Annotated in this window: 20 protein-coding genes; 13 read left to right on the top strand and 7 right to left on the bottom strand. The window is 59.8% G+C overall.

Annotation, left to right across the window (positions count from 1 at the left end):
- The first annotated feature begins 294 nt into the window (after positions 1–294).
- A complete protein-coding gene (locus Q7W83_RS21320; RefSeq protein WP_191623735.1) occupies positions 295–1536 on the top strand; it encodes a glutamine synthetase family protein in 1242 nt (413 codons plus the stop codon).
- 70 nt (positions 1537–1606) lie between these two features.
- Positions 1607–2977, top strand: a complete 1371-nt coding sequence (locus Q7W83_RS21315; RefSeq protein ID WP_150633329.1) for an MFS transporter — start codon at positions 1607–1609, stop codon at positions 2975–2977.
- Between the two features lie 64 nt (positions 2978–3041).
- Here the strand turns inward: Q7W83_RS21315 and Q7W83_RS21310 are convergent, their stop codons facing one another.
- From Q7W83_RS21310 to flgA, 4 genes are all read right to left on the bottom strand, one after another.
- On the bottom strand, positions 3042–3788 hold the full coding sequence (locus tag Q7W83_RS21310) for a flagellar brake protein (RefSeq protein WP_150633330.1): 747 nt from the start codon (positions 3786–3788) through the stop codon (positions 3042–3044).
- Positions 3789–3880: 92 nt separating this feature from the next.
- The gene (locus tag Q7W83_RS21305) at positions 3881–4348 is read right to left on the bottom strand and encodes a flagella synthesis protein FlgN (RefSeq protein ID WP_150633331.1); all 468 of its coding nucleotides are present in this window, start codon (positions 4346–4348) and stop codon (positions 3881–3883) included.
- A 48-nt stretch (positions 4349–4396) separates the two neighbouring features.
- Positions 4397–4723, bottom strand: coding sequence for a flagellar biosynthesis anti-sigma factor FlgM (gene flgM, locus Q7W83_RS21300; RefSeq protein WP_150633332.1), 327 nt, complete (start codon positions 4721–4723; stop codon positions 4397–4399).
- Positions 4724–4890: 167 nt separating this feature from the next.
- Positions 4891–5652 (bottom strand): flagellar basal body P-ring formation chaperone FlgA, encoded by a 762-nt coding sequence (flgA, locus tag Q7W83_RS21295; RefSeq protein ID WP_150633333.1) that lies wholly within the window; start codon positions 5650–5652, stop codon positions 4891–4893.
- A gap of 81 nt (positions 5653–5733) precedes the next feature.
- Between flgA and Q7W83_RS21290 the strand changes: the two genes are divergently transcribed.
- The 6 genes from Q7W83_RS21290 to flgE all read left to right on the top strand — a co-directional run bounded on the left by Q7W83_RS21290 (position 5734) and on the right by flgE (position 10864).
- Positions 5734–6666, top strand: a complete 933-nt coding sequence (locus tag Q7W83_RS21290) for a chemotaxis protein CheV (RefSeq protein WP_150633334.1) — start codon at positions 5734–5736, stop codon at positions 6664–6666.
- Positions 6667–6712: 46 nt separating this feature from the next.
- Positions 6713–7540, top strand: a complete 828-nt coding sequence (gene cheR / locus Q7W83_RS21285) for a protein-glutamate O-methyltransferase CheR (protein ID WP_473656835.1) — start codon at positions 6713–6715, stop codon at positions 7538–7540.
- Positions 7541–7907: 367 nt separating this feature from the next.
- Positions 7908–8315, top strand: a complete 408-nt coding sequence (flgB, locus tag Q7W83_RS21280; RefSeq protein ID WP_008029381.1) for a flagellar basal body rod protein FlgB — start codon at positions 7908–7910, stop codon at positions 8313–8315.
- 3 nt (positions 8316–8318) lie between these two features.
- The gene (flgC, locus tag Q7W83_RS21275) at positions 8319–8762 is read left to right on the top strand and encodes a flagellar basal body rod protein FlgC (protein ID WP_150633336.1); all 444 of its coding nucleotides are present in this window, start codon (positions 8319–8321) and stop codon (positions 8760–8762) included.
- Between the two features lie 15 nt (positions 8763–8777).
- Positions 8778–9512 (top strand): flagellar hook assembly protein FlgD, encoded by a 735-nt coding sequence (flgD, locus tag Q7W83_RS21270; RefSeq protein ID WP_150633337.1) that lies wholly within the window; start codon positions 8778–8780, stop codon positions 9510–9512.
- Positions 9513–9544: 32 nt separating this feature from the next.
- Positions 9545–10864, top strand: a complete 1320-nt coding sequence (flgE, locus tag Q7W83_RS21265; RefSeq protein WP_473656832.1) for a flagellar hook protein FlgE — start codon at positions 9545–9547, stop codon at positions 10862–10864.
- A 272-nt stretch (positions 10865–11136) separates the two neighbouring features.
- Here the strand turns inward: flgE and Q7W83_RS21260 are convergent, their stop codons facing one another.
- Positions 11137–14031 carry a ribonucleoside-diphosphate reductase subunit alpha gene (locus Q7W83_RS21260; RefSeq protein ID WP_150633339.1) on the bottom strand — a complete coding sequence of 965 codons (2895 nt, stop codon included), beginning with the start codon at positions 14029–14031 and terminating at the stop codon, positions 11137–11139.
- 733 nt (positions 14032–14764) lie between these two features.
- Between Q7W83_RS21260 and Q7W83_RS21255 the strand changes: the two genes are divergently transcribed.
- Positions 14765–15487: a response regulator gene (locus tag Q7W83_RS21255; protein WP_150633340.1), complete on the top strand. Its 723-nt coding sequence runs from the start codon at positions 14765–14767 to the stop codon at positions 15485–15487.
- Positions 15484–17094 (top strand): ATP-binding protein, encoded by a 1611-nt coding sequence (locus Q7W83_RS21250; RefSeq protein WP_150636109.1) that lies wholly within the window; start codon positions 15484–15486, stop codon positions 17092–17094. Before Q7W83_RS21255 ends, Q7W83_RS21250 begins: the two co-directional genes overlap by 4 nt.
- Positions 17095–17148: 54 nt before the next feature.
- Here the strand turns inward: Q7W83_RS21250 and Q7W83_RS21245 are convergent, their stop codons facing one another.
- Both Q7W83_RS21245 and Q7W83_RS21240 read right to left on the bottom strand, forming a co-directional pair.
- Positions 17149–17874 carry a 4'-phosphopantetheinyl transferase family protein gene (locus tag Q7W83_RS21245; protein WP_224787860.1) on the bottom strand — a complete coding sequence of 242 codons (726 nt, stop codon included), beginning with the start codon at positions 17872–17874 and terminating at the stop codon, positions 17149–17151.
- 168 nt (positions 17875–18042) lie between these two features.
- Positions 18043–18834: a dienelactone hydrolase family protein gene (locus tag Q7W83_RS21240; protein ID WP_150636107.1), complete on the bottom strand. Its 792-nt coding sequence runs from the start codon at positions 18832–18834 to the stop codon at positions 18043–18045.
- A gap of 142 nt (positions 18835–18976) precedes the next feature.
- On the opposite strand from Q7W83_RS21240, the gene Q7W83_RS21235 reads away from it, so the two are divergent.
- The 3 genes from Q7W83_RS21235 to Q7W83_RS21225 are packed head-to-tail and all read left to right on the top strand — an operon-like array spanning position 18977 to position 21351.
- Entirely contained in the window at positions 18977–19282 is a 306-nt protein-coding gene (locus Q7W83_RS21235; protein ID WP_150633344.1) for a hypothetical protein, read from the top strand.
- Between the two features lie 48 nt (positions 19283–19330).
- On the top strand, positions 19331–20008 hold the full coding sequence (locus Q7W83_RS21230; protein WP_008029360.1) for a response regulator: 678 nt from the start codon (positions 19331–19333) through the stop codon (positions 20006–20008).
- A complete protein-coding gene (locus tag Q7W83_RS21225; protein WP_150633345.1) occupies positions 20005–21351 on the top strand; it encodes an ATP-binding protein in 1347 nt (448 codons plus the stop codon). The genes Q7W83_RS21230 and Q7W83_RS21225 overlap by 4 nt, the downstream gene beginning before the upstream one ends.
- Positions 21352–21477: the final 126 nt, after the last annotated feature.

The following is a 21477-nucleotide window of genomic DNA, read 5'->3' as shown; positions in this document are numbered from 1 at the left end:
TCCTGTGGGAGCTGGCGTGCCAGCGATGGCGTCCAGAAGATCGACGCAGAATCCAAAGGCCCCATCGCTGGCAAGCCAGCTCCCACAGAGGGCGAAGTTATTTGTAGGTTGAGTGCTTGATATTCCGAACACGCGGTGCCTATTTTGTACGGGTCGCCGTTCGCGGCTTGCACAACTACAAAGGATTGCGTCATGACAACCGATGGCCAGCGCTCACTCGCACAGCGACTGACGGGCATTGATGAGATTGAGTGTGTTACGCCGGACCTGAACGGCGTGCCCCGTGGCAAGGTTATGACGGCCGAGGGCTTTCTCGAGGGGCGGCGTTTGCAGATGGCGCGGGGTGTGCTGCTGCAATGCATCATGGGCGGATATCCGCCAGCGCGCTTTTACGGCAGTGATGACGGCGATCTGGCGCTGGTGCCTGATCCTGCGCAGATCCACCGCTTGCCCTGGAGCAAGCAGCCGCGGGCCTTGGCCATTTGCGATGCCGACGAACTGACGGGCGAAGGCTCCTGTCTGTCGACTCGCAGTCAACTCAAGGCAGTTATCGCGCGTTACGCCGCCCTGGGGCTGGCGCCGGTGGTGGCCACCGAGCTGGAGTTTTTCGTCTTCGCACCCAACACCGATCCGACGCAACCGTTCCAGCCGCCGGTGGGCCTGGACGGTCGACGCGAGGACGGTCATTCGGCGTTCAGTGTCAGTTCCAATAACGGCTTGCGGCCGTTCTTCAGTGAAGTCTATGAATGCATGGCGGCCCTCGGTCTGCCGCGCGATACGTTCATGCACGAAATGGGCGTCAGTCAGTTCGAGATCAATCTGTTGCACGGTGATCCATTGCTGCTGGCTGACCAGACCTTATTGTTCAAGCATCTGCTTAAAGAAGTGGCGCTCAAACATGGGCTGACAGTGGTCTGCATGGCCAAGCCGCTGGCACACACGCCAGGCAGTTCGATGCACATTCACCAAAGCATCGTCGAGATCGGCAGCGGGCGTAACGTGTTCAGCGACGCGGCCGGCGAACCGACGGCGACCTTCCGTCACTTCATTGGCGGCCAGCAGGCTGGCATGGCGGATTTCACCGCGTTGTTCGCGCCGAACGTGAATTCCTATCAGCGCTTGTGCCATCCGTTCGCATCACCGAACAATGCCTGTTGGTCCCACGACAATCGCGCGGCCGGTTTGCGTATTCCCGCCAGTTCGCCGGCCGCTCGTCGGGTCGAGAACCGCTTGCCGGGGGCGGATGCCAATCCGTATCTGGCGATCGCTGCGAGCCTGGCGGCAGGGTTGTATGGCATTGAAAACCAGTTGGAGCCGAGCGAAGCGATTCAGGGTGAGTTCGAGGTGCCGGATAATCTTTCGTTGCCGTGTACCTTGCATGCCGCACTCGAGCGTCTGAAACGTAGCCAATTGGCGAAGGAACTGTTCGGCAAGGAGTTCATCGAAGGCTACGTCGCTTCGAAGACCATGGAGTTGACCAGCTTCTTTGATGAAATTACCCCCTGGGAGCGCCGTGTTTTAGCCGCCCAGGCCTGACGAACCTTCGTCTTCGGGCTATCTTTTCGGATAGCCCGTTTCTCACCGCAAGGAGCCGCTCGGAACGCCGATGCGCCAAATCTGGAAACCCTTTCGAGCGCTGTATTTTGCCTCGCTGATGATGTTGATCGGCTCCGGCTTGCTGAGTACTTACCTGGGCTTGCGCCTGGCGGCCGACCATGTCGACAGCCTGTGGGTCGGTGCGTTGATGGCGGCCAACTATTTCGGCCTGGTGCTGGGGGGCAAGATCGGTCACCGGTTGATTGCCCGGGTCGGGCATATCCGTGCCTATTCGGCCTGCGCCGGGATTGTCGGCGCCGCAGTGCTGGGCCACGGTCTGGTGGACTGGCTGCCGGCGTGGTTATTCCTGCGGGTCATCGTCGGTCTCGGCATGATGTGCCAGTACATGGTCATCGAAAGCTGGCTCAATGAGCAGGCCGAAGCCTCGCAGCGCGGGGCGGTGTTCAGCGGTTACATGATCGCTTCTTATCTTGGCCTGGTGCTGGGGCAACTGATTCTGGTCATGCACCCGGGCCTCGGTCTGGAGCTGTTGATGCTGGTCGCCCTGTGCTTTGCCCTGTGCCTGGTGCCGGTGGCCCTGACGCGGCGGATTCACCCGGCGCCCCTGCACCCGGCGCCGATGGAGCCGCGGTTCTTTATCAAGCGCGTGCCGCAGTCATTGAGCACGGTGCTGGGGGCGGGGCTGATCATCGGTTCGTTCTACGGTTTGGCGCCGTTGTATGCCTCGCAGCAAGGGTTGTCCACGGAGCAGGTCGGTCTGTTCATGGGTAGCTGTATTTTTGCCGGCCTGCTGGTGCAGTGGCCGCTGGGCTGGTTGTCCGACCGTTATGACCGGGCGCTGTTGATCCGCTGTTTTGCGCTGGTGCTGGCCGTTGGCGCGTTGCCGCTGGCGGTCATGAAGCAGGTACCGCTGGAGGTGTTGTTCATCACCGGTTTTATCTGCTCGCTGGTGAAGTTCTGCCTGTACCCGCTGGCGGTCGCGTTTTCCAATGACCACGTCGAGGCTGACCGGCGGGTGTCACTGACGGCGATGTTGCTGGTGACCTACGGCGTCGGTGCGAGTATCGGGCCGTTGGTTGCCGGGGTACTGATGAAGATGTTCGGCAGTCAGATGCTCTATGCCTTCTTCAGTTTCTTCGCGTTGGTGCTTGTGTGGCGGATCCGCCCGAAAGCGGTGACCAATCTGCATCAGGTCGACGATGCGCCGCTGCATCACGTCGCCATGCCGGACAGCATGTCGAGTTCGCCGCTGGTGGCTTGCCTTGATCCGCGGGTCGATGAACAAGTAGTGCAGGACCAGATGCAAACCCCGGTCAATCCTGATGCCGCTCCTGAACCGGAGGCCGAGACACCCGCCACTCCACCTGCGGAGGACCCTGACTCGGGCCGCGAGCAAAGCTTCACCGAGGCCAGGCCTTAAAACCCAGGCATAAAAAAACGGGCAGTCACCGCAAGGGACTGCCCGTTTTTCATGCCGATTCGAATTACAGGTCGTCTTTGTCGAAGCGTCGTGCTTCGCGCTGAAGCTGATAGACGAACCGCTCGACCTGGCGCTGCACCAGGCCACTCATGTTGTGAAAGCGGATGCCGGCGAAGGTGGTGGAGATTCTTTCTTCAAAGTGCAGGTAACGCAGTTCGACCGGCGCCGTCATTTTGCCAAAAGGCAGGGCGGCGGAGAAGCGGTCGTAGACCTGGCCCAGTTGCAGGCTTTCGGTGATGTCACCTTCAAAGCGCAACTTGCAGCCCGTGGCAGAGATGTCCAGCAGCTTGCCGCTGATCGGCGCCTTGAGCTTTTCACCGTCCAGATCGACGTTGACCAGTTGAGCCAGCTTCAAGGCTGCGCGAAAAGCGTTGCGACGCTGGTGATAAACCACTTCATCTGGCAGCGGGCCACGATAGCAGCGGCTGTCACCGGACTCGTCGATGGTCAGTTGACCGTTGCTTTCCCAGGCAATGCGCACGCCTTCGTGAAAGCCTTCGACCTTGAACGGTTCGCCGGCCAGCATGAAGCGTTCACCGTCACGCGGGATCATTTCGTCGAGCGCAATGGTACCGCGCTCGCGGTCCACGTCCACCAGATAGCTCTGGAAGCGCTGGGTGCGCTCGTGGAACGTGATAATCAGCGGATCATGGCTGTCTTGTAGTTGGCGCAGGTTGCCGGAGATTTCCAACGGTGTAGTAAGCACCTTGGGTGGCTGCGGGGCATCTTCCGCGTTTAAGGCATTGGACACGGTTCATCAATCTCCAGACAAAATATGACTACGGCTGGCCATTATATTGCCAGCATGTTGCTAGTCTTGATAGGGCGTGGTCATTTGCGGGCTCAAGCCTGACTGAGCGGGCGCGGCTTCGCAAGCTTGGCGGTTGATCCGCGGGCATCATAAAGCGCTGGCGGTTCACCGCCGGTGAGGATTTTCAGCTGATTGGCCGTGGCGGCCTGCTGGACCAGGATTGACTGGCCATTATTGGCGTTCGCCGCCTGGCATTGAGCCAGTAGATCGGTCAGCACATCGCTTTGGGCCAGCAACTGCTCGCCAATGCTCGAGTGGCTGGCTAATTGCTCCAGGCCGTCTCGATTGGTGGGCAGGTTGAGGCTGGCGAGGATTTCACTGCGCTTGCGGCCATGCTGTTCAAGCAGAATGATCAATGCCTGTTTCTGCGCCAGAATTTCTTCGAGCAGTGGCATGTCGCGACCGTGCAAGGCGAGGGACTCGGTTTGCAGTAACTCGAGCAAGTGTTGCGCCGGAGCAAAATCGTCGGTGATCAGTTGCAGTAAATTAGTGTCGTGCATGGCTGGCCTTGGGTTTTAAGCGTCCAAAAGCCTGGCGCGGGCCGTGGCCTAGCGCTGGGCTTCGAAGTTGAGCAGTTTGCTGGCTACACGGTTGCTGTCGACTTTATAGCTGCCATCGGCAATCGCTGCTTTCAACTCGGCCACGCGGGCTTTGTCGACGGCAGGCTGATCGCGCAGCTTGTCAGTGACCTGTTGCAACTGTTGAGCCTCATGGCTGAGGTGTACCGATTCCCCGCTTTTGACGGCAGTGGCCTGTTCGGCCGGGGTAGTCAGCGGCGCGGATTTGCCGGCTTCGGCGGTTTCCTTGGCAACGCTGGTACGTGTACTGCCCGTAAGTGACGAGGAGCTGTTCAAACGGCTGAAATCGATGACCATGGTAAAAAACCTCTGAGTATTTGGACGCTTGCCATGTTTTCGGCTCTCCCTGTGAAAACTTTAGACTCATTTATCAAATGAGCCCGCATGCGCCAGCACTTCTCCTGCATGCGGCACAGTTTAGGGAACAGCCTCGGCCAACGCCACATCTTCACGAGCAGAGAATCCTACATGGACACTTCCACCTGACCCGGCGCGGTCACTTGCGCCTTGATGACCCTTCTGGAATTGAGGTTTTTCACGCGTATCTGCTCGGCCATGCCGCCATTGGACAGGGCCTCGCCGGGCATTCGCACGCTGAGCGTACCACTGCGAGCGGTAATCACCACCTGATCGCCTTTGCGAATGACTTCCGCCTGTTCGAGATGGACGAGGGTAATTACCTGATCGGTGACCATTGGTCGGGTAAGTCGTTGGCCGATCGCCTGGTCGACAGACGTGAGGTAGCCCTGGCCAAGCAGGCTGATGTCGCGCTCGCGCAACATCACGTCATCGGGCTCGACAATCCCGGTGCGGCGCAGGGGCCGGGTGACGGTCACAACATCGCGAAACAGGCGGACTTGAGCGGGTACGAAGACCGTCCAGGGTGATGAGCCCTCGCAGCGAACCTTGACCGTTACCCGTCCCAGCGGCTTGGCCGGGCTCTCGAGGCTGGCTGTCAATTCCTTGTCGCACATGGGCATGCGCAGACGCGAGTCGAGCTGGTTTACCTGGATTTCGTAGCGACCTTCCGTTTGACTGGTAGCCAGGTAGTCTTCTACGGTGAATTCAAGAAAGCCCTGGGTGACGCCGATAAGCATGTCAGGCAAGGTAACCGCGTCAGCAAGGGCAGGGCTGCCAGCGTTGAACAGGCAAACGGCCGGCACCGCACAGAGCAATCTGCGGAAGAAGGATGTCAGGCGTCGGAAAAATGTCGGTTCTGTGTTCATAAGAGTTAAAAAGCAAGCGCCGTGCCGTTTAGTGATGAATGTGCGTCGCAACACACTTAGCGTTGGTGTAGGAGTCTGGGCATGGCTGGTGTAATGGATTCGGTAAACCAGCGCACGCAACTGGTAGGGCAGAATCGCCTGGAGCTGTTGTTGTTCCGTCTCGACGGCCAGCAGCTGTACGGGATCAACGTGTTCAAGGTTCGCGAGGTGCTGCAATGCCCCAAGCTGACCCTGATGCCCAAGTCCAGTCCTGTCGTGTGCGGTGTGGCAAATATTCGGGGGGCGACCATTCCGATCCTAGATCTGGCAATGGCGACCGGTTCCGGGGCGCTTAAAGATCAAAGCAATCCCTTCGTGATCATCACGGAGTACAACACCAAGACCCAGGGTTTCCTGGTGCGCTCGGTGGAACGCATCGTCAACATGAACTGGGAGGAGATTCATCCGCCTCCCAAGGGGACCGGGCGCGATCATTACCTGACGGCTGTGACTCGGGTCGACAATCAGTTAGTCGAAATCATCGACGTCGAGAAAGTGCTGGCGGAAGTGGCACCGACGCCGGAAGCGATTTCCGTCGGCGTGGTCGATGTCGAAACCCAGCACAAGGCGCTGTCGCTGCGGGTGCTGACGGTCGATGACTCGTCGGTGGCGCGCAAGCAGGTCACGCGTTGCCTGCAAACGGTCGGTGTCGAAGTGGTGGCGTTGAACGACGGACGGCAAGCGCTGGATTACCTGCGCAAGCTGGCCGACGAGGGCAAGAAGCCGGAAGAAGAGTTCCTGATGATGATCTCCGACATCGAGATGCCGGAGATGGACGGGTACACGCTGACGGCCGAGATCCGCAACGACCCGCGCATGCAAAAGCTTCATATCATCCTGCATACTTCGTTGTCGGGTGTGTTCAATCAGGCGATGGTCAAGAAAGTCGGTGCCGATGACTTCCTGGCCAAATTCCGTCCTGATGACCTGGCATCCCGGGTAGTCGACCGGATCAAAGCAGCAGATATCAGCTAGGGGCCTTCTGCCCCTGGTGGTTAATACGATTTAAGAGGCGGCATCATTGTCTACGGGTAATTCGGATTTCGAACAGTTCCGGGTCTTCCTGGAAAAAGCCTGTGGCATTTTGCTCGGTGAAAACAAGCAGTATCTGGTCTCGAGCCGTCTCAACAAACTGATGGAACAGCAAGGCATCAAGTCTTTGGGTGAGCTGGTTCAGCGCATCCAGACCCAGCCGCGCAGCGGTTTGCGCGAGATGGTGGTGGATGCCATGACGACCAACGAAACCCTGTGGTTTCGTGACACCTATCCGTTTGAAGTCTTGAAGAACAAGGTGCTGCCCGAAGCCATCAAGGCGGCTCCGGGGCAGCGCTTGCGAATCTGGTCGGCGGCCTGCTCTTCGGGTCAGGAACCGTATTCGCTGTCGATGTCCATCGACGAGTTCGAGCGGGTCAACATGGGCCAGTTGAAGATGGGCGTGCAGATCGTTGCCACTGACCTGTCCGGCACCATGCTGACCAACTGCAAGACTGGCGAGTACGACAGCCTGGCCATCGGCCGCGGTTTGTCGCCCGAGCGTCTTCAGCGTTATTTCGACCCGAAAGGGCCGGGGCGCTGGGCCATCAAGGCACCCATCAAGAGTCGGGTGGAGTTTCGCTCGTTCAACCTGCTGGACAGCTACGCGAGCCTCGGCAAGTTCGACATCGTGTTCTGTCGCAACGTGCTGATCTACTTCTCCGCCGAGGTGAAGAAAGACATCCTGTTGCGCATCCACAGCACGCTGAAGCCGGGCGGTTATCTGTTCCTCGGGGCGTCCGAGGCGCTGAACGGTTTGCCGGACCATTACCAGATGGTCCAGTGCAGTCCGGGGATCATTTACCAGGCGAAGTGATGGCTTTGCGGTATCGAAAAAACGGGAGTCCTCAGGGGCTCCCGTTTTTTTATGCCTGGTGATTTCCCGCCAACACCGCTAAACCCTGTGGGAGCGAGCCTGCTCGCGATGGCGTCGTGTCAGCCAACATCAATGTATGTGTTACACCGCTATCGCGAGCAGGCTCGCTCCCACAGGGGATGGCGGTGTTCTTGAAAGGGGTGATAAGCGGCAGAAAAGCGGCAGGCGGCGGAAACCCGTTGCCGCTTTTCTGGCATTGCCGCTTTGCCCCTGCCCGCAAAGCCCCGGTTTACGGGGTTTTATAAATTGGCACGCCGCTTGCTATGTCCATCGTACGAAAAATCAGGTCACCCGAAGGTTTCCCGACATGAGCATCAGCTTCGATAAAGCGCTCGGTATCCACGAACAAGCCCTGGGCTTCCGCGCTCAGCGTGCCGAAGTCCTGGCCAACAACATTGCCAACGCCGACACCCCGAACTACAAGGCCCGGGATCTGGACTTCTCGAAAGTGCTCGCTGAGCAGAACGAGAAAACCAAGAGCGGCACGTTCGCCTTGAACATGACCAACAACCGTCATATCGAAGCCGAAGGCATGGGCAATGGCGACGAGTCGCTGCTGTATCGCACGCCGATGCAACCGTCGATCGACCAGAACACCGTGGATGCTCAGCTGGAACAGTCGAACTACGCGGAAAACGCGATCAACTTCCAGGCCAGCTTCACCCTGCTCAACAGCAAATTCAAAGGGCTGATGTCAGCCCTTCGCGGAGAGTAAGTTATGTCCCTATCCAGTGTTTTCAACATTGCCGGTAGCGGCATGAGTGCGCAAACCACGCGCTTGAACACCGTGGCCTCGAACATCGCCAACGCCGAGACCGTTTCGTCGAGCATTGACCAGACCTACCGCGCGCGTCACCCGGTGTTCGCCACCATGTTCCAGGGCGGGCAGAGCGGCGGCAGCGATTCGCTGTTCCAGAACCAGGAGGCAGCCGGTCAAGGCGTGCAAGTGCTGGGCGTCGTCGAAGACCAGAGCAATCTGGATGCGCGTTACGAGCCGAACCACCCGGCGGCCGATGCCAAGGGCTACGTCTACTACCCGAACGTCAACGTGGTGGAAGAAATGGCCGACATGATTTCCGCGAGCCGTTCGTTCCAGACCAACGCCGAAATGATGAACACCGCCAAAACCATGATGCAGAAGGTCCTGACCCTCGGTCAGTGATAAGGGGCGACTCAGATGAGTGTTACCGATACCACCAGCAGCCTTAGCCTCAAAGACATCCTGGCCAACTCTTCGATCAAGACCAACACCAGTGCCGACGGTCTGGCGGCCGCCACGAACAGCGCCACCGGCAAACAGGCCCTGGGCAAGGACGCGTTCCTGCAGTTGCTGGTGACACAACTGAAGAACCAGAACCCGCTGGAGCCACAGGACAACGGCGAGTTCGTTGCCCAGCTGGCGCAATTCAGCAGCCTGGAAGGCATCACCACGCTCAACACCACCGTGGGCGGTCTGGCGAACAACCTGGCGGGCAGCTTGAGCTCGTCCCAGGCGTTGCAGGCGTCGTCGCTGGTGGGCCGTTCGGTCATCGCGCCGGGCGACAAGGCGGTGGTCGACACCACCAAGAGCTTCACCGGTACAGTCGCCGTGCCTGCCGAGGCCGATCCGGTCAAGGTCAAGATCACCGATGCCGAAGGCAAGGTGATCCGCACCATCGACCTGGGCAAACAGAAGGCCGGCAACGCCAGCTTCATCTGGGACGGCAAGAACGAAGCCGGTGAAGTGGCCAAGGCGGGTACGTACACCTTCGGCGCCACTGCGACTTACGACAGCAAGGCGACTTCGCTGGTCACCTACCTGCCGGCCACCGTCACCAGCGTGACCATCAGCCAGACTGGCGGTGAGTTGATGCTCAATCTGGCCGGGCTGGGCAGCGTTGCCCTGTCCAAAGTACAAACCATTGGTATGTAAGAGCCGACTAACCCGGCACAAAGGAGTGGAATATGTCTTTCAATATCGGCCTTAGCGGTCTCTATGCAGCCAACAAACAACTGGACGTGACGGGCAACAACATCGCCAACGTCGCGACCACCGGTTTCAAATCGTCCCGTGCGGAATTCGAAGACGTTTACTCGGCCACCAAGCTGGGGTCGGGCAGCAAAACCATCGGTAACGGCGTACGCCTGGCCAACGTTTCCCAGCAGTTCACCCAGGGCGACATCAACAACACCGGCAACGTGCTGGACATGGGCATCAACGGTTCCGGCTTCTTCGTGCTGAACACCAACGGCTCGCTGTCCTACACCCGTGCCGGTACGTTCAAGGTCGACAAGGACGGTTACGTTACCAACACCGATGGCACTGCACGTCTGCAGGGCTACGGCGTGGATGCCAATGGCAAGATCCTCAACGGTGTGTTGACCGACCTGCGTATCGATACCTCGAACCTGGCGCCGAAAAACACCTCCACGGTGTCGTCGACGATCAACCTGAATTCCACCGCACTGGAAATCAATCAGGCGCTCGTCCCGTTCGATCCGACCAAAGAAGCCTCTTTCACCAAGCAGTTCGGTACCAAGGTGTACGACACTCAAGGTAACGAGCACACCATGGACCAGTACATGGTCAAGACGGGTGCGAACACCTGGAAAACCTACACCCTGATTGATGGTCGCAACCCGGATGGCACCGACCCTAGCCCTACCGCGGTTCCGTTGAACCCGCCGGTCGCTTCGACCATGGTGTTCGATACGTCGGGCAAGCTGGTTTCGGTCACCACACCGGCCGTTCCGGCGCCGATCGTCAGCCCTGACCTGAAGGTCACCGGCTGGGTTCCCGGCACCGTGACCAATGGCGTGTGGAAAGCCAACGGCGCTACTTCCGGCGTCATTACGGTCTCCATGGACAAAACCACGCAATTCAACGCCGATACTGCGCGTTCGATTCCTTCGCAGAACGGTTACGCCACCGGTCAGATCACCAACCTGACCATCGACGGCAGCGGCGTGATGCTCGCCAACTTCAGCAACAGTCAGACCAAGGCCATCGGCCAGATCTCCCTCGCCAGTTTCACCAACGAACAGGGTCTGCAGCCTGTCGGCGGCACCAGTTGGAAAGAAACCTTCGCGTCGGGTATCCCGGGCTACGATGCACCGACCACCGGTACGTTGGGTGAGATCCACTCCAACTCGCTGGAAGAGTCCAACGTCAACCTGACCAGCGAACTGGTCGACCTGATCAAGGCGCAGAGCAACTACCAGGCGAACGCCAAGACCATTTCGACCCAGAGCACCATCATGCAGACCATCATTCAGATGACCTGATGCAGGTTGGCTGATTGCTGCACAAAGAACCCCTCGCAAGAGGGGTTTTTTTATGGCCGGGATTTTGTGTTGTGTGCCGGGTGTTGGGTTGTTTGTGATGGCGCCATCGCGAGCAGGTTATGTGCGCAGATGATCAAATGTGGGAGCCAGCCTGCTGGCGATGGCGTTATACCAGTCACCACATTCCTCAGGGCAAAAGAAAACCCCTGACCAATCCAGAGGACTGATCGGGGGTTGTCGGGTAAGCGCCTCGCGGCGCCTACAGGCTCAGCTTATTGGCAAGCTTCGCAATCCGGCTCGTCGATGGCGCAAGCCTTCGGTACTGGAGCAGGGCCGGCAGGAGCAGCCAGGACCGAATCTTCACCGTGGTTGCCGCCGCTGGAAACAGCGTTCAGCTTGCCGGTGTTGATGGTCGACTTCTCGGTGCTGGTCGCGGCCAGGGCACGGAGGTAGTAAGTGGTTTTCAGACCACGGTACCAGGCCATGCGGTAGGTCACGTCCAGTTTCTTGCCCGAGGCGCCAGCGATGTACAGGTTCAGCGATTGAGCCTGGTCGATCCACTTCTGGCGACGGCTGGCCGCGTCAACGATCCACTTGGTGTCCACTTCGAAAGCAGTCGCGTAGAGCTCTTTGAGTTCTTGCGGGATGCGTTCGATCTGTTGAACCGAACCGTCGTAGTACTTCAGGTCGTTGATCATGACCGAGTCCCACAGACCGCGAGCCTTCAGGTCGCGAACCAGGTACGGGTTGATCACGGTGAATTCGCCCGACAGGTTCGATTTCACGTAGAGGTTCTGGTAAGTCGGTTCGATCGACTGCGAGACGCCAGTGATGTTGGCGATGGTCGCGGTCGGTGCGATGGCCATGATGTTGGAGTTACGGATGCCTTTCTGTACACGGGCGCGAACCGGTGCCCAGTCCAGGGATTCGTTCAGGTCAACGTCGATGTACTTCTGGCCACGCTGCTCGATCAGGATCTGTTGCGAATCCAGCGGCAGGATACCTTTGGACCACAGCGAACCCTGGAACGTCTCGTACGCGCCGCGCTCGTCGGCCAGGTCGCAGGAGGCCTGGATCGCGTAGTAGCTGACCGCTTCCATCGACTTGTCGGCGAACTCGACGGCAGCGTCGGAACCGTAAGGAATGTGCTGCAGGTACAGCGCGTCCTGGAAGCCCATGATGCCCAGACCGACCGGACGGTGCTTGAAGTTGGAGTTCTTCGCTTGTGGCACCGAGTAGTAGTTGATGTCGATTACGTTATCGAGCATGCGTACGGCGGTGTTCACGGTGCGTTCCAGCTTGGCGGTGTCCAGCTTGCCGTTGACGATGTGGTTCGGCAGGTTGATCGAGCCCAGGTTGCAAACGGCGATCTCGTCCTTGTTGGTGTTCAAGGTGATCTCGGTGCACAGGTTCGAGCTGTGGACCACGCCGACGTGCTGCTGCGGGCTGCGCAGGTTGCACGGGTCTTTGAAGGTCAGCCATGGGTGGCCGGTTTCAAACAGCATGGACAGCATTTTGCGCCACAGGTCTTTGGCCTGGATGGTCTTGAACAGCTTGACCTTGCCCGGGTACTCGGTCAGGGCTTCGTAGTACTCGTAACGCTCTTCGAAGGCCTTGCCGGTCAGGTCGTGCAGGTCCGGAACCTCGGATGGCGAGAACAGGGTCCACTTGCCGTCATCGAAGACACGCTTCATGAACAGGTCAGGGATCCAGTTGGCGGTGTTCATGTCGTGGGTACGACGACGATCATCACCTGTGTTCTTGCGCAGCTCGATGAACTCCTCGATGTCCATGTGCCAGGTTTCCAGGTAGGCACACACAGCGCCCTTGCGCTTGCCACCCTGGTTGACGGCAACGGCGGTGTCGTTCACCACTTTCAGGAACGGTACGACGCCCTGGGATTTGCCGTTGGTGCCCTTGATGTAAGAACCCAGTGCACGAACCGGGGTCCAGTCGTTGCCCAGGCCGCCGGCGAATTTCGACAACATGGCGTTGTCGTGGATCGCGTGGTAGATGCCCGACAGGTCATCCGGCACGGTGGTCAGGTAGCAGCTCGACAGCTGTGGACGCAGGGTACCGGCGTTGAACAGGGTCGGAGTCGACGACATGTAGTCGAAGGACGACAGCAGGTTGTAGAACTCGATCGCACGGTCTTCTTTGTTCTTCTCTTCGATTGCCAGGCCCATGGCCACGCGCATGAAGAAAATCTGCGGCAGTTCGAAGCGGATGCCGTCCTTGTGGATGAAGTAACGGTCGTACAGGGTTTGCAGGCCCAGGTAAGTGAACTGCTGATCGCGCTCGTGGTTGATCGCCTTGCCGAGTTTTTCCAGGTCGAAGGTGGCCAGGACCGGGTTCAGCAATTCGAATTCGATACCTTTGGCGATGTAGGCAGGCAAGGCCTTGGCGTACAGGTCGACCATTTCGTGGTGGGTCGCGCTCTCGGCGACGCCCAGGAAGTTCAGGCCTTCGGCACGCAGGGTGTCCATCAGCAGGCGGGCGGTCACGAACGAGTAGTTCGGCTCACGCTCGACCAGGGTACGGGCGGTCATCACCAGGGCGGTGTTGACGTCGGTCAGGGCCACGCCGTCGTACAGGTTTTTCAGGGTTTCGCGCTGGATCAGGTCGCCGTCGACTTCTTCCAGGCCTTCGCACGCTTCGGTGACGATGGTGTTCAGGCGACCCATGTCCAGAGGAGCAAAGGTGCCATCGGCGCGGGTGATGCGGATCGACGGGTGAGCGTTGACCGCTTCTTCTGCCGGGGCGTGGGCAGCGCGCTCTTTCGAACGACCGTCACGGTAGATCACGTAGTCGCGAGCCACTTTCTGCTCGCCGGCACGCATCAGGGCCAGTTCGACCTGGTCCTGGATTTCTTCGATGTGGATGGTGCCGCCCGACGGCATGCGACGCTTGAAGGTCGCGGTGACTTGTTCGGTCAGACGGGCAACGGTGTCATGGATTCGCGACGAAGCGGCAGCGGTGCCGCCTTCAACTGCGAGAAACGCTTTGGTGATCGCGACGGTGATTTTGTCATCGGTGTAAGGAACGACAGTGCCGTTACGCTTGATCACGCGCAGTTGGCCAGGCGCGGTGGCGGACAGATCCGAAGTCGAATCAGCGGCCTGCGGCAAGGTGCCCTGCGGGTTCTCGCGAGTTGTGTCGGTTTGCATGGGGGTGTGTCTCCACATTCTCTATGTTTGTTTGAGCACCTTCATGGTGCCCACCGTTCTGTCCTGAAGCACTACAACCGACGGGCGTCGGGCATAACAACTTCGGGACAGTAGGAAAAAGGCTAATGATGCCGCGTCCCTGCCGAAGTCTTTGGTAACGAACCTGAGCTCGTCACCGGATTCCATTCCGGGTAGCAGCAATGACTGCAACACCCGTACCGTTCTGGCCATTCAAGCCTGAAAAAACGGTGCCGTCCGCATGAGCGGTTTGGGCTTGTAATTTGACACTTGGTTCAACCGGAAACAGGCAATAAAGCACTTGAGTTCCGGGTGTGAAATGTGGTTGGGCTTTTAGGTCAAAACCCTACATGTAGGGTTTTTTTGGCGCCGGGGTACAAGATAGTGCGTTTTGGAAGGTGTTGCAACGTACTACCTGTGGATAAACCTGTGTGTAAATTGTGTGTGAAATTTGGAACCGGCGTGCAGGCCGCGACCTAGCTGGAGCGCGCCCTTTTTAACGGGAATTCTGCCGCTGAAAACAGTCGCGCAGATTTTTAAGGGCGCGAACCCTATCACAAAAAACCGGGTTGTCCGAACGCATTTGCCGGCTTGTGTTATCGACGAGCGACGTTTATACAATCGGCCAATGGTTATGCATTCTTATCCTCCCCAATCATTACAAAAAGACGGGCGGATCCTTCCTTATAAGTGTTGTTGGCAAGCAGAGGTCACCGTGGAGCAAGAAGCCTGGCAGGTGTTGATTGTGGAGGACGACCAGCGTCTGGCCGAACTGACTCGCGAATACCTGGAAGCCAATGGCCTGCGTGTGTCGATCGAAGGCAACGGCGCCCTGGCGGCCGCGCGCATCATCAAGGAGAAACCGGACCTGGTGATCCTCGACCTGATGCTGCCGGGCGAAGACGGCCTGAGCATTTGCCGCAAAGTCCGCAGCAAATATGACGGACCGATCCTGATGCTCACCGCGCGCACCGACGACACCGATCAGATCCTCGGCCTCGATCTGGGCGCCGACGACTATGTCTGCAAACCGGTTCGACCGCGTCTGCTGCTGGCGCGTATCCAGGCTCTGTTGCGGCGCAGTGAAGCGCCTGAAGCCGTCCCGGAAAAACAACGTCGTCTGCAGTTCGGCCCGCTGGTGGTGGACAACGCCTTGCGTGAAGCCTGGCTGCATGACAACGGTATCGAGTTGACCAGCGCCGAGTTCGACCTGCTCTGGCTGTTGGTGGCCAATGCCGGGCGCATCCTCTCTCGTGAAGAGATATTCACCGCCTTGCGCGGCATCGGCTATGACGGCCAGGACCGCTCCATCGACGTGCGCATCTCGCGCATTCGGCCGAAGATCGGCGATGACCCGGACCATCCGCGACTGATCAAAACCATCCGCAGCAAAGGTTACCTGTTCGTGCCGGAAGCCTGCGTAGACCCGTCGCTGTGAATTCGATCTTCCTGCGTATCTATGGCGGCATGTGCGCGGCGCTGATTCTGGTGGCCGTGCTCGGCGTGCTGGCGCTGCACATGCTCAACCAGGTGCGCAGCGAGCAGTACCGCGAGCGCCTGGCCCACGGTACGTTCTCGTTGATGGCCGATAACCTGCAGCCGATGAATGAAACCCAGCGTCATCGCGCCTTGCTGGTGTGGGAGCGCCTGCTCGGTATTCCGTTGGCGCTGAAGACTTTTGCCCAGACCGACCTCGATCTGACTCAGCGCACCCGCGTGCTGCGCGGTCAGGCGCTGGTGGAGCAGACCGGTCCGCATGCAGCGAAGGTCTATCGACTGATCAGCGACAAGGAGCAACTGGTGCTCGCGGGGGAGGTGCAGCAGATCAGCGAGCAACTGGCCCGAGCGACCATTTACCTGCTCGCCGATGAACTGGTGCGGGTGCCGGTGGCCGAGCAGCCCAAGCGTCTGGCGCAGTTGAAAGAAGACAAAGGGTTTGGTTTCGACTTGCGGCTGGTCACGGTCGGCGAAGCGGACATGGACGAAGACCAGAGCCGTCGGGTGGCCGAAGGCGATACGGTGATGGCCCTGGGCAAGGGCGGCGATTCGATCCGGGTGTTTGCCGGCATGGTCGGCACGCCGTGGGTGCTGGAAATCGGTCCGTTGTATCAGATGAATCCTTACCCGCCGGAGTGGCTGGTGCTGATCGCTGCCCTGGGCTTGAGCCTGATCGGCTTGATCGTCTATCTCTTGGTGCGGCAACTGGAGCGCCGCTTGCGCGGGCTCGAAGCGGCCGCCACGCGCATCGCCAAAGGCAGCCTGGAAACCCGTGTGCCGGCGCGCGGCGCCGACTCGGTGGGGCGCCTGGCCTCGGCGTTCAACGGCATGGCCGAACACCTGCAGCAGTTGCTGGCGATCCAGCGTGAACTGGTACGCGCGGTGTCCCACGAATTGCGCACGCCCGTGGCGCGCCTGCGTTTTGGCTTGGAGATGATCGGTTCGGCGACCACGCCGCAGGCGCTGGAGAAGTACCGCGAGGGCATGGACCACGACATTGAAGACCTTGATCGTCTGGTCGACGAGATGCTGACTTACGCGCGGCTGGAACAGGGTTCGCCGGCGCTGAATTTCCAGCGGATTGACCTGGATGCGTTGGTCAATCAAGTGATCGAAGAGTTGGCGCCCTTGCGCGCCGACGTCACCGTGCAGCGCGGTTTGTGCCTGTCGGCTGCCGATTGCGATGACGCCTGGGTCGAGGCCGAACCCCGTTACCTGCACCGGGCGATCCAGAACCTGGTGAGCAACGCCATGCGCCATGCCTCATCGCGGGTGACCGTCAGCTATCAGGTCGGGCAGCAGCGTTGTCGGGTGGACATCGAAGATGACGGGCCGGGGGTGCCGGAATCCGCGTGGGAGAAAATCTTTACGCCGTTCCTGCGTCTCGATGACAGCCGAACGCGTGCTTCGGGCGGGCATGGATTGGGGCTGTCGATCGTGCGGCGGATCATTCACTGGCATGACGGGCGAGCGTTGATCAGCAAGAGCAAGAGCCTGGGCGGTGCTTGCTTTAGCCTGAGTTGGCCGCGCAATCAGGAGAAGCGTTGAGACCCTCGTTGTCTGGGATGGCCTCATCGCGGGCAAACCATGCACCGCAAATCCTCAGGCCTTGATACTGACCAGACTCAACAATTGCCCATCCTTGACCCCGAACTGCGCATCCAGCTCGGTGCCATGGCGCCATTCACTGGAAAGATCCGTCAGTAATCGAAGTCGCACCTCACCGCGCTCGGTCCACTCCAGCACCTCGGCATGCTCGAAGTAGAAGCGCTGCCGAACAATCGGATACAGCGCCTTGAACAGGCTCTCCTTCACCGAAAACGTCAGCGTCACCCGCAGCGCCACTTGATCGCGATGGCCTGCGGTCATGCGCTGTAACTCGGGCGGGGTGAGAATTTCCCCGGCCAGTCGTTCGGCCCGTTCAGGGTTGAGCAGGTTTTCCAGGTCCATCCCCAAGCCACGCCAGTGGGTTTTCTGCGCGACAATCGCCGCCGCCCGGCCGGTGCTGTGGGTGATCGAGCCGCAGATGTGCGCGGGCCAGACCGGTGCCCGGTCTTCGCCAATGGCCGGGATAAAACTCAGCCCTTCCAACTGCTGCAACGCGGCGCGGGCGCAAACCCGGCCTGCGAGAAATTCGGCCTGACGCTTGGCGACCGAACGCTGGATGGTCGCGGGCGGCTCGATGGCGCTGCGTTGAAAGTCATCGACGGCCAGGTGCGAAGGATCGAAGTGCGTGCTCATCAGCACCGTATCGGGCAGCACGAACGGCAGTGGCCAATGGGCGTCGAGTGGGGTGCAGCAGGCGGGTAGGGCGGGGACGGGTTTCATGTCGGGCATTTTGCCGGGTTGCCCTCTGGCTGGGTAGTGCAAAGGTTTGGATCGACGGCGCGGCCATCGCGAGCAGGTCGAATCGTCGCACCGTCGCTCCCACAATTTGAAATGCATTCCAATGTGGGAGCGAGCCTGCTCGCGATGGCCGCGCTGCGGTCTATCGGATCAACCAAATATCTTTTTGAAAAACGCCTGCATATCCGCCCACGATTTTTCATCCGCCGCTTTGTTGTAACCAATATCCGGTCCGCCATGATCGCCATGGCCCAAGCGATCCGCATCCGGATTACTGAACCCGTGTTTGGCGCCTTCGAGGCTGACGAATTGATAGTCCGCCCCGGCCTTGTCCATCTCGCGCTTGAACGCCGCAACGTTCTCCGCCGTCACCATGCTGTCCAGCGCACCATGCTCCACCAGGACTTTCGCTTTAACGCTGCCCGGCGTCGCCGGTGTCTTGGTCGCCAGCGCCCCGTGGAAACTCACCACACCCGCCAGCGGCAAACCCTGACGTGCCGCATTCAGCACCACGCCGCCACCGAAGCAGTAGCCAATCGCGGCGATTTTATCCGGATCGGTTTGCGGTTGTTTTTTCAGCAGATCCAGCCCGGCCTGAAACCGCGCACCGGCAGCGTCGCTGTCTTTCATCGCCGCTTGCATGAAGGCCATGGCGTCCTTGGGATGTTCGGTGTTTTTGCCATCGCCATACATGTCGATGGCCAGGGCGCTGTAGCCCAGACCGGCGAGGTCACGGGCGCGGCGCTTGGCGTAATCGTTGAGGCCCCACCATTCGTGCACCACCACAACGCCAGGGCGAGGGCCTTTAATTGCGTCGTCGTAAGCGTAATACCCGATCAGCTTCGTGCCGTCGGAGCTCTGGTAGGGGATTTCCTGAGACTGGATGGTCGCCTGGCTGAGCCCGCTCACGGCCAGCAAGAATAGGGCAAGGAATACACGCATGGTCGGATCTCCTGCAAAAAGTCGTCAACACAGCCTAGTCGATCTGGTTCAGCTCAGGTTCAGAGTGCGTTCAGGGGGAGTTCAGGGGCCGGTGCGTAATGTAGCGTCGTACCCAAAGCACCTGCGCATGAGGACATTCCCAATGACTGGCTTTAAAAACCTGCTGCTGGCATTCACCGTTTTGAGCGCGAGCACCGCGGCGTTCGCTGCCGACGATAATGTCGCCAGCCTTGCTCTTGGGAAGACCGGCGAGAGACCGAAAAAGTCCCTCGTCCTGCACAGCGTCAGCACCAACGGCGTGGTCAGTCATGACAGCGCCTGGAGTGCGCAGCTCGGCCAACCAAACCACCAGACCGATTACTGCGCCACTTACGCCAACGTGTCGGTCTCTCACAATGGCATTAAACTCCGTCAGGAGGACCTCATGGGCCGCTATGATCTGTCTTGAACTACGCCGTTGCACCTCAGCAGAGGTTGATTTGCCCGGGAGAGCGTTATGAAATTGCTGGTCGTCGAAGATGAAGCGCTGTTGCGCCATCACCTGCAAACCCGCCTGACGGACAGTGGCCACGTGGTCGAGTCCGTGGCTAACGCCGAGGAGGCGCTGTACCAGACCGAGCAGTTCAACCATGACCTGGCGGTGATCGACCTCGGCCTGCCGGGCATGGGCGGGCTCGACCTGATCCGTCAACTGCGCTCCCGGGGCAAGACCTTCCCGATCCTGATCCTCACCGCGCGCGGCAACTGGCAGGACAAGGTCGAAGGCCTCGCCGCCGGCGCCGACGATTATGTGGTCAAGCCGTTCCAGTTCGAAGAGCTGGACGCGCGGCTGAATGCCTTGCTGCGTCGCTCCAGCGGTTTCACCCAGTCGACCATCGTCGCCGGGCCGTTGCTGCTGGACCTCAATCGCAAACAGGCGTCCCTCGATGAACAACCTCTGGCGCTGACCGCGTACGAGTACCGAATCCTCGAATACCTGATGCGCCATCACCAGCAAGTGGTGGCCAAGGACCGCTTGATGGAGCAGCTCTACCCGGACGACGACGAGCGTGATCCGAACGTGATTGAAGTGCTGGTCGGCCGTCTGCGCCGCAAACTTGAGGGGCCTGCCGGGTTCAAGCCGATCGACACCGTGCGTGGCCTTGGCTACCTGTTCAATGAGCGCTGCACTTGATTCGTTCGCTTCGTGTCCGTTTGATGCTCGCCGCCACGATCCTGGCGGTGTTGTTCATGCTGGCGTTGCTGCCGGCCATGCAGGGCGCGTTCAGCCTCGCGTTGCAGGATTCCATCGAGCAGCGCCTGGCGTCGGACGTCACCACACTGATCTCCGCCGCCCGGGTCGAGGGCAACCACCTGCAGATGCCGGCGCAGCTGCCCGATGAGCGCTTCAACCTCACTGACAGCCGTTTGCTCGGCTACATCTACGACCGTGAAGGTCACCTGGTCTGGCGCTCGAAGGGTACCCAGCAAGAGAACATCAACTACACACCGCGTTACGACGGGCGCGGTAACGAGTTCGCGAGGATCCGCGAAGCCAACGGTCAGGAATTCTTCGTCTATGACGTCGAAGTCAAACTGCTCGGCGGCAAAAGCGCGGCGTTCAGCATCGTTGCGCTGCAACCGGTGCGCGAGTACGAAGTTACCCTCGAAGGGCTGAGGGAAAATCTCTATCTGGGTTTCGGTGCCGCTTTACTGGTGCTGCTGGCGTTGCTGTGGATCGGTCTGACCTGGGGCTTGCAGGCATTGCGCCGGCTCAGTCAGGAACTCGACGAAATCGAAAGCGGCACCCGCGAAAGCCTCAGCGAACAGCACCCGCGTGAACTGTTGCGCCTGACCGGCTCGCTCAACCGCTTGCTGCACAGCGAGCGCGAACAGCGCAGCCGCTATCGCGATTCGCTCGACGACCTGGCCCACAGCCTGAAAACCCCGTTGGCCGTGTTGCAAGGTGTCAGCGAAGACATGGCGCAGCGCCCGGCGGATCGCGATCAGGCCTGGCTGCTGCAAACCCAGATCGAGCGCATGAGCCAACAGATCAGCTATCAATTGCAGCGCGCCAGCCTGCGCAAAAGCGGCCTGGTGCGTCATCAGGTGCGGCTGCGGCCGGTGCTACAAAGCCTCTGCGATACGCTGGACAAGGTCTACCGCGACAAGCGCGTACGGGTGGCCTTCGATCTGCCGGAGCAATGCTACGTGCCGATCGAGCAGGGCGCCTTGCTGGAAATGCTGGGCAACCTGCTGGAAAACGCTTATCGCCTGTGCCTCGGCGAAGTGCGCATCAGCGTGCGCGAAACCTTGAGCGGGATCGAGTTGTGCGTCGAGGACGACGGGCCGGGTGTGCCGCCGGATCAGCGTGCGCGGATTCTGCAGCGCGGCGAACGGCTGGACCGTCAGCATCCGGGGCAGGGCATCGGGTTGGCGGTGGTCAAGGACATCATCGAGAGTTACAACGCGAAGCTGACCCTGGGCGATTCGCTGATGGGGGGCGCGGCGTTCCGGATTCATTTTCCGGTGGTTTGATCTGAATTCTTTAGCGTTCGTTCGGGCCCCATCGCGGGCAAGCCCGCTCCCACAGGGATCTCTGCGGACACAATATTTGTGAGCGACGATTAAACCTGTGGGAGCGGGCTTGCCCGCGATGAGGCC

This window comes from Pseudomonas sp. 300 (genome assembly GCF_055803035.1).
This window is presented reverse-complemented; position numbering and strand designations above follow the sequence as displayed.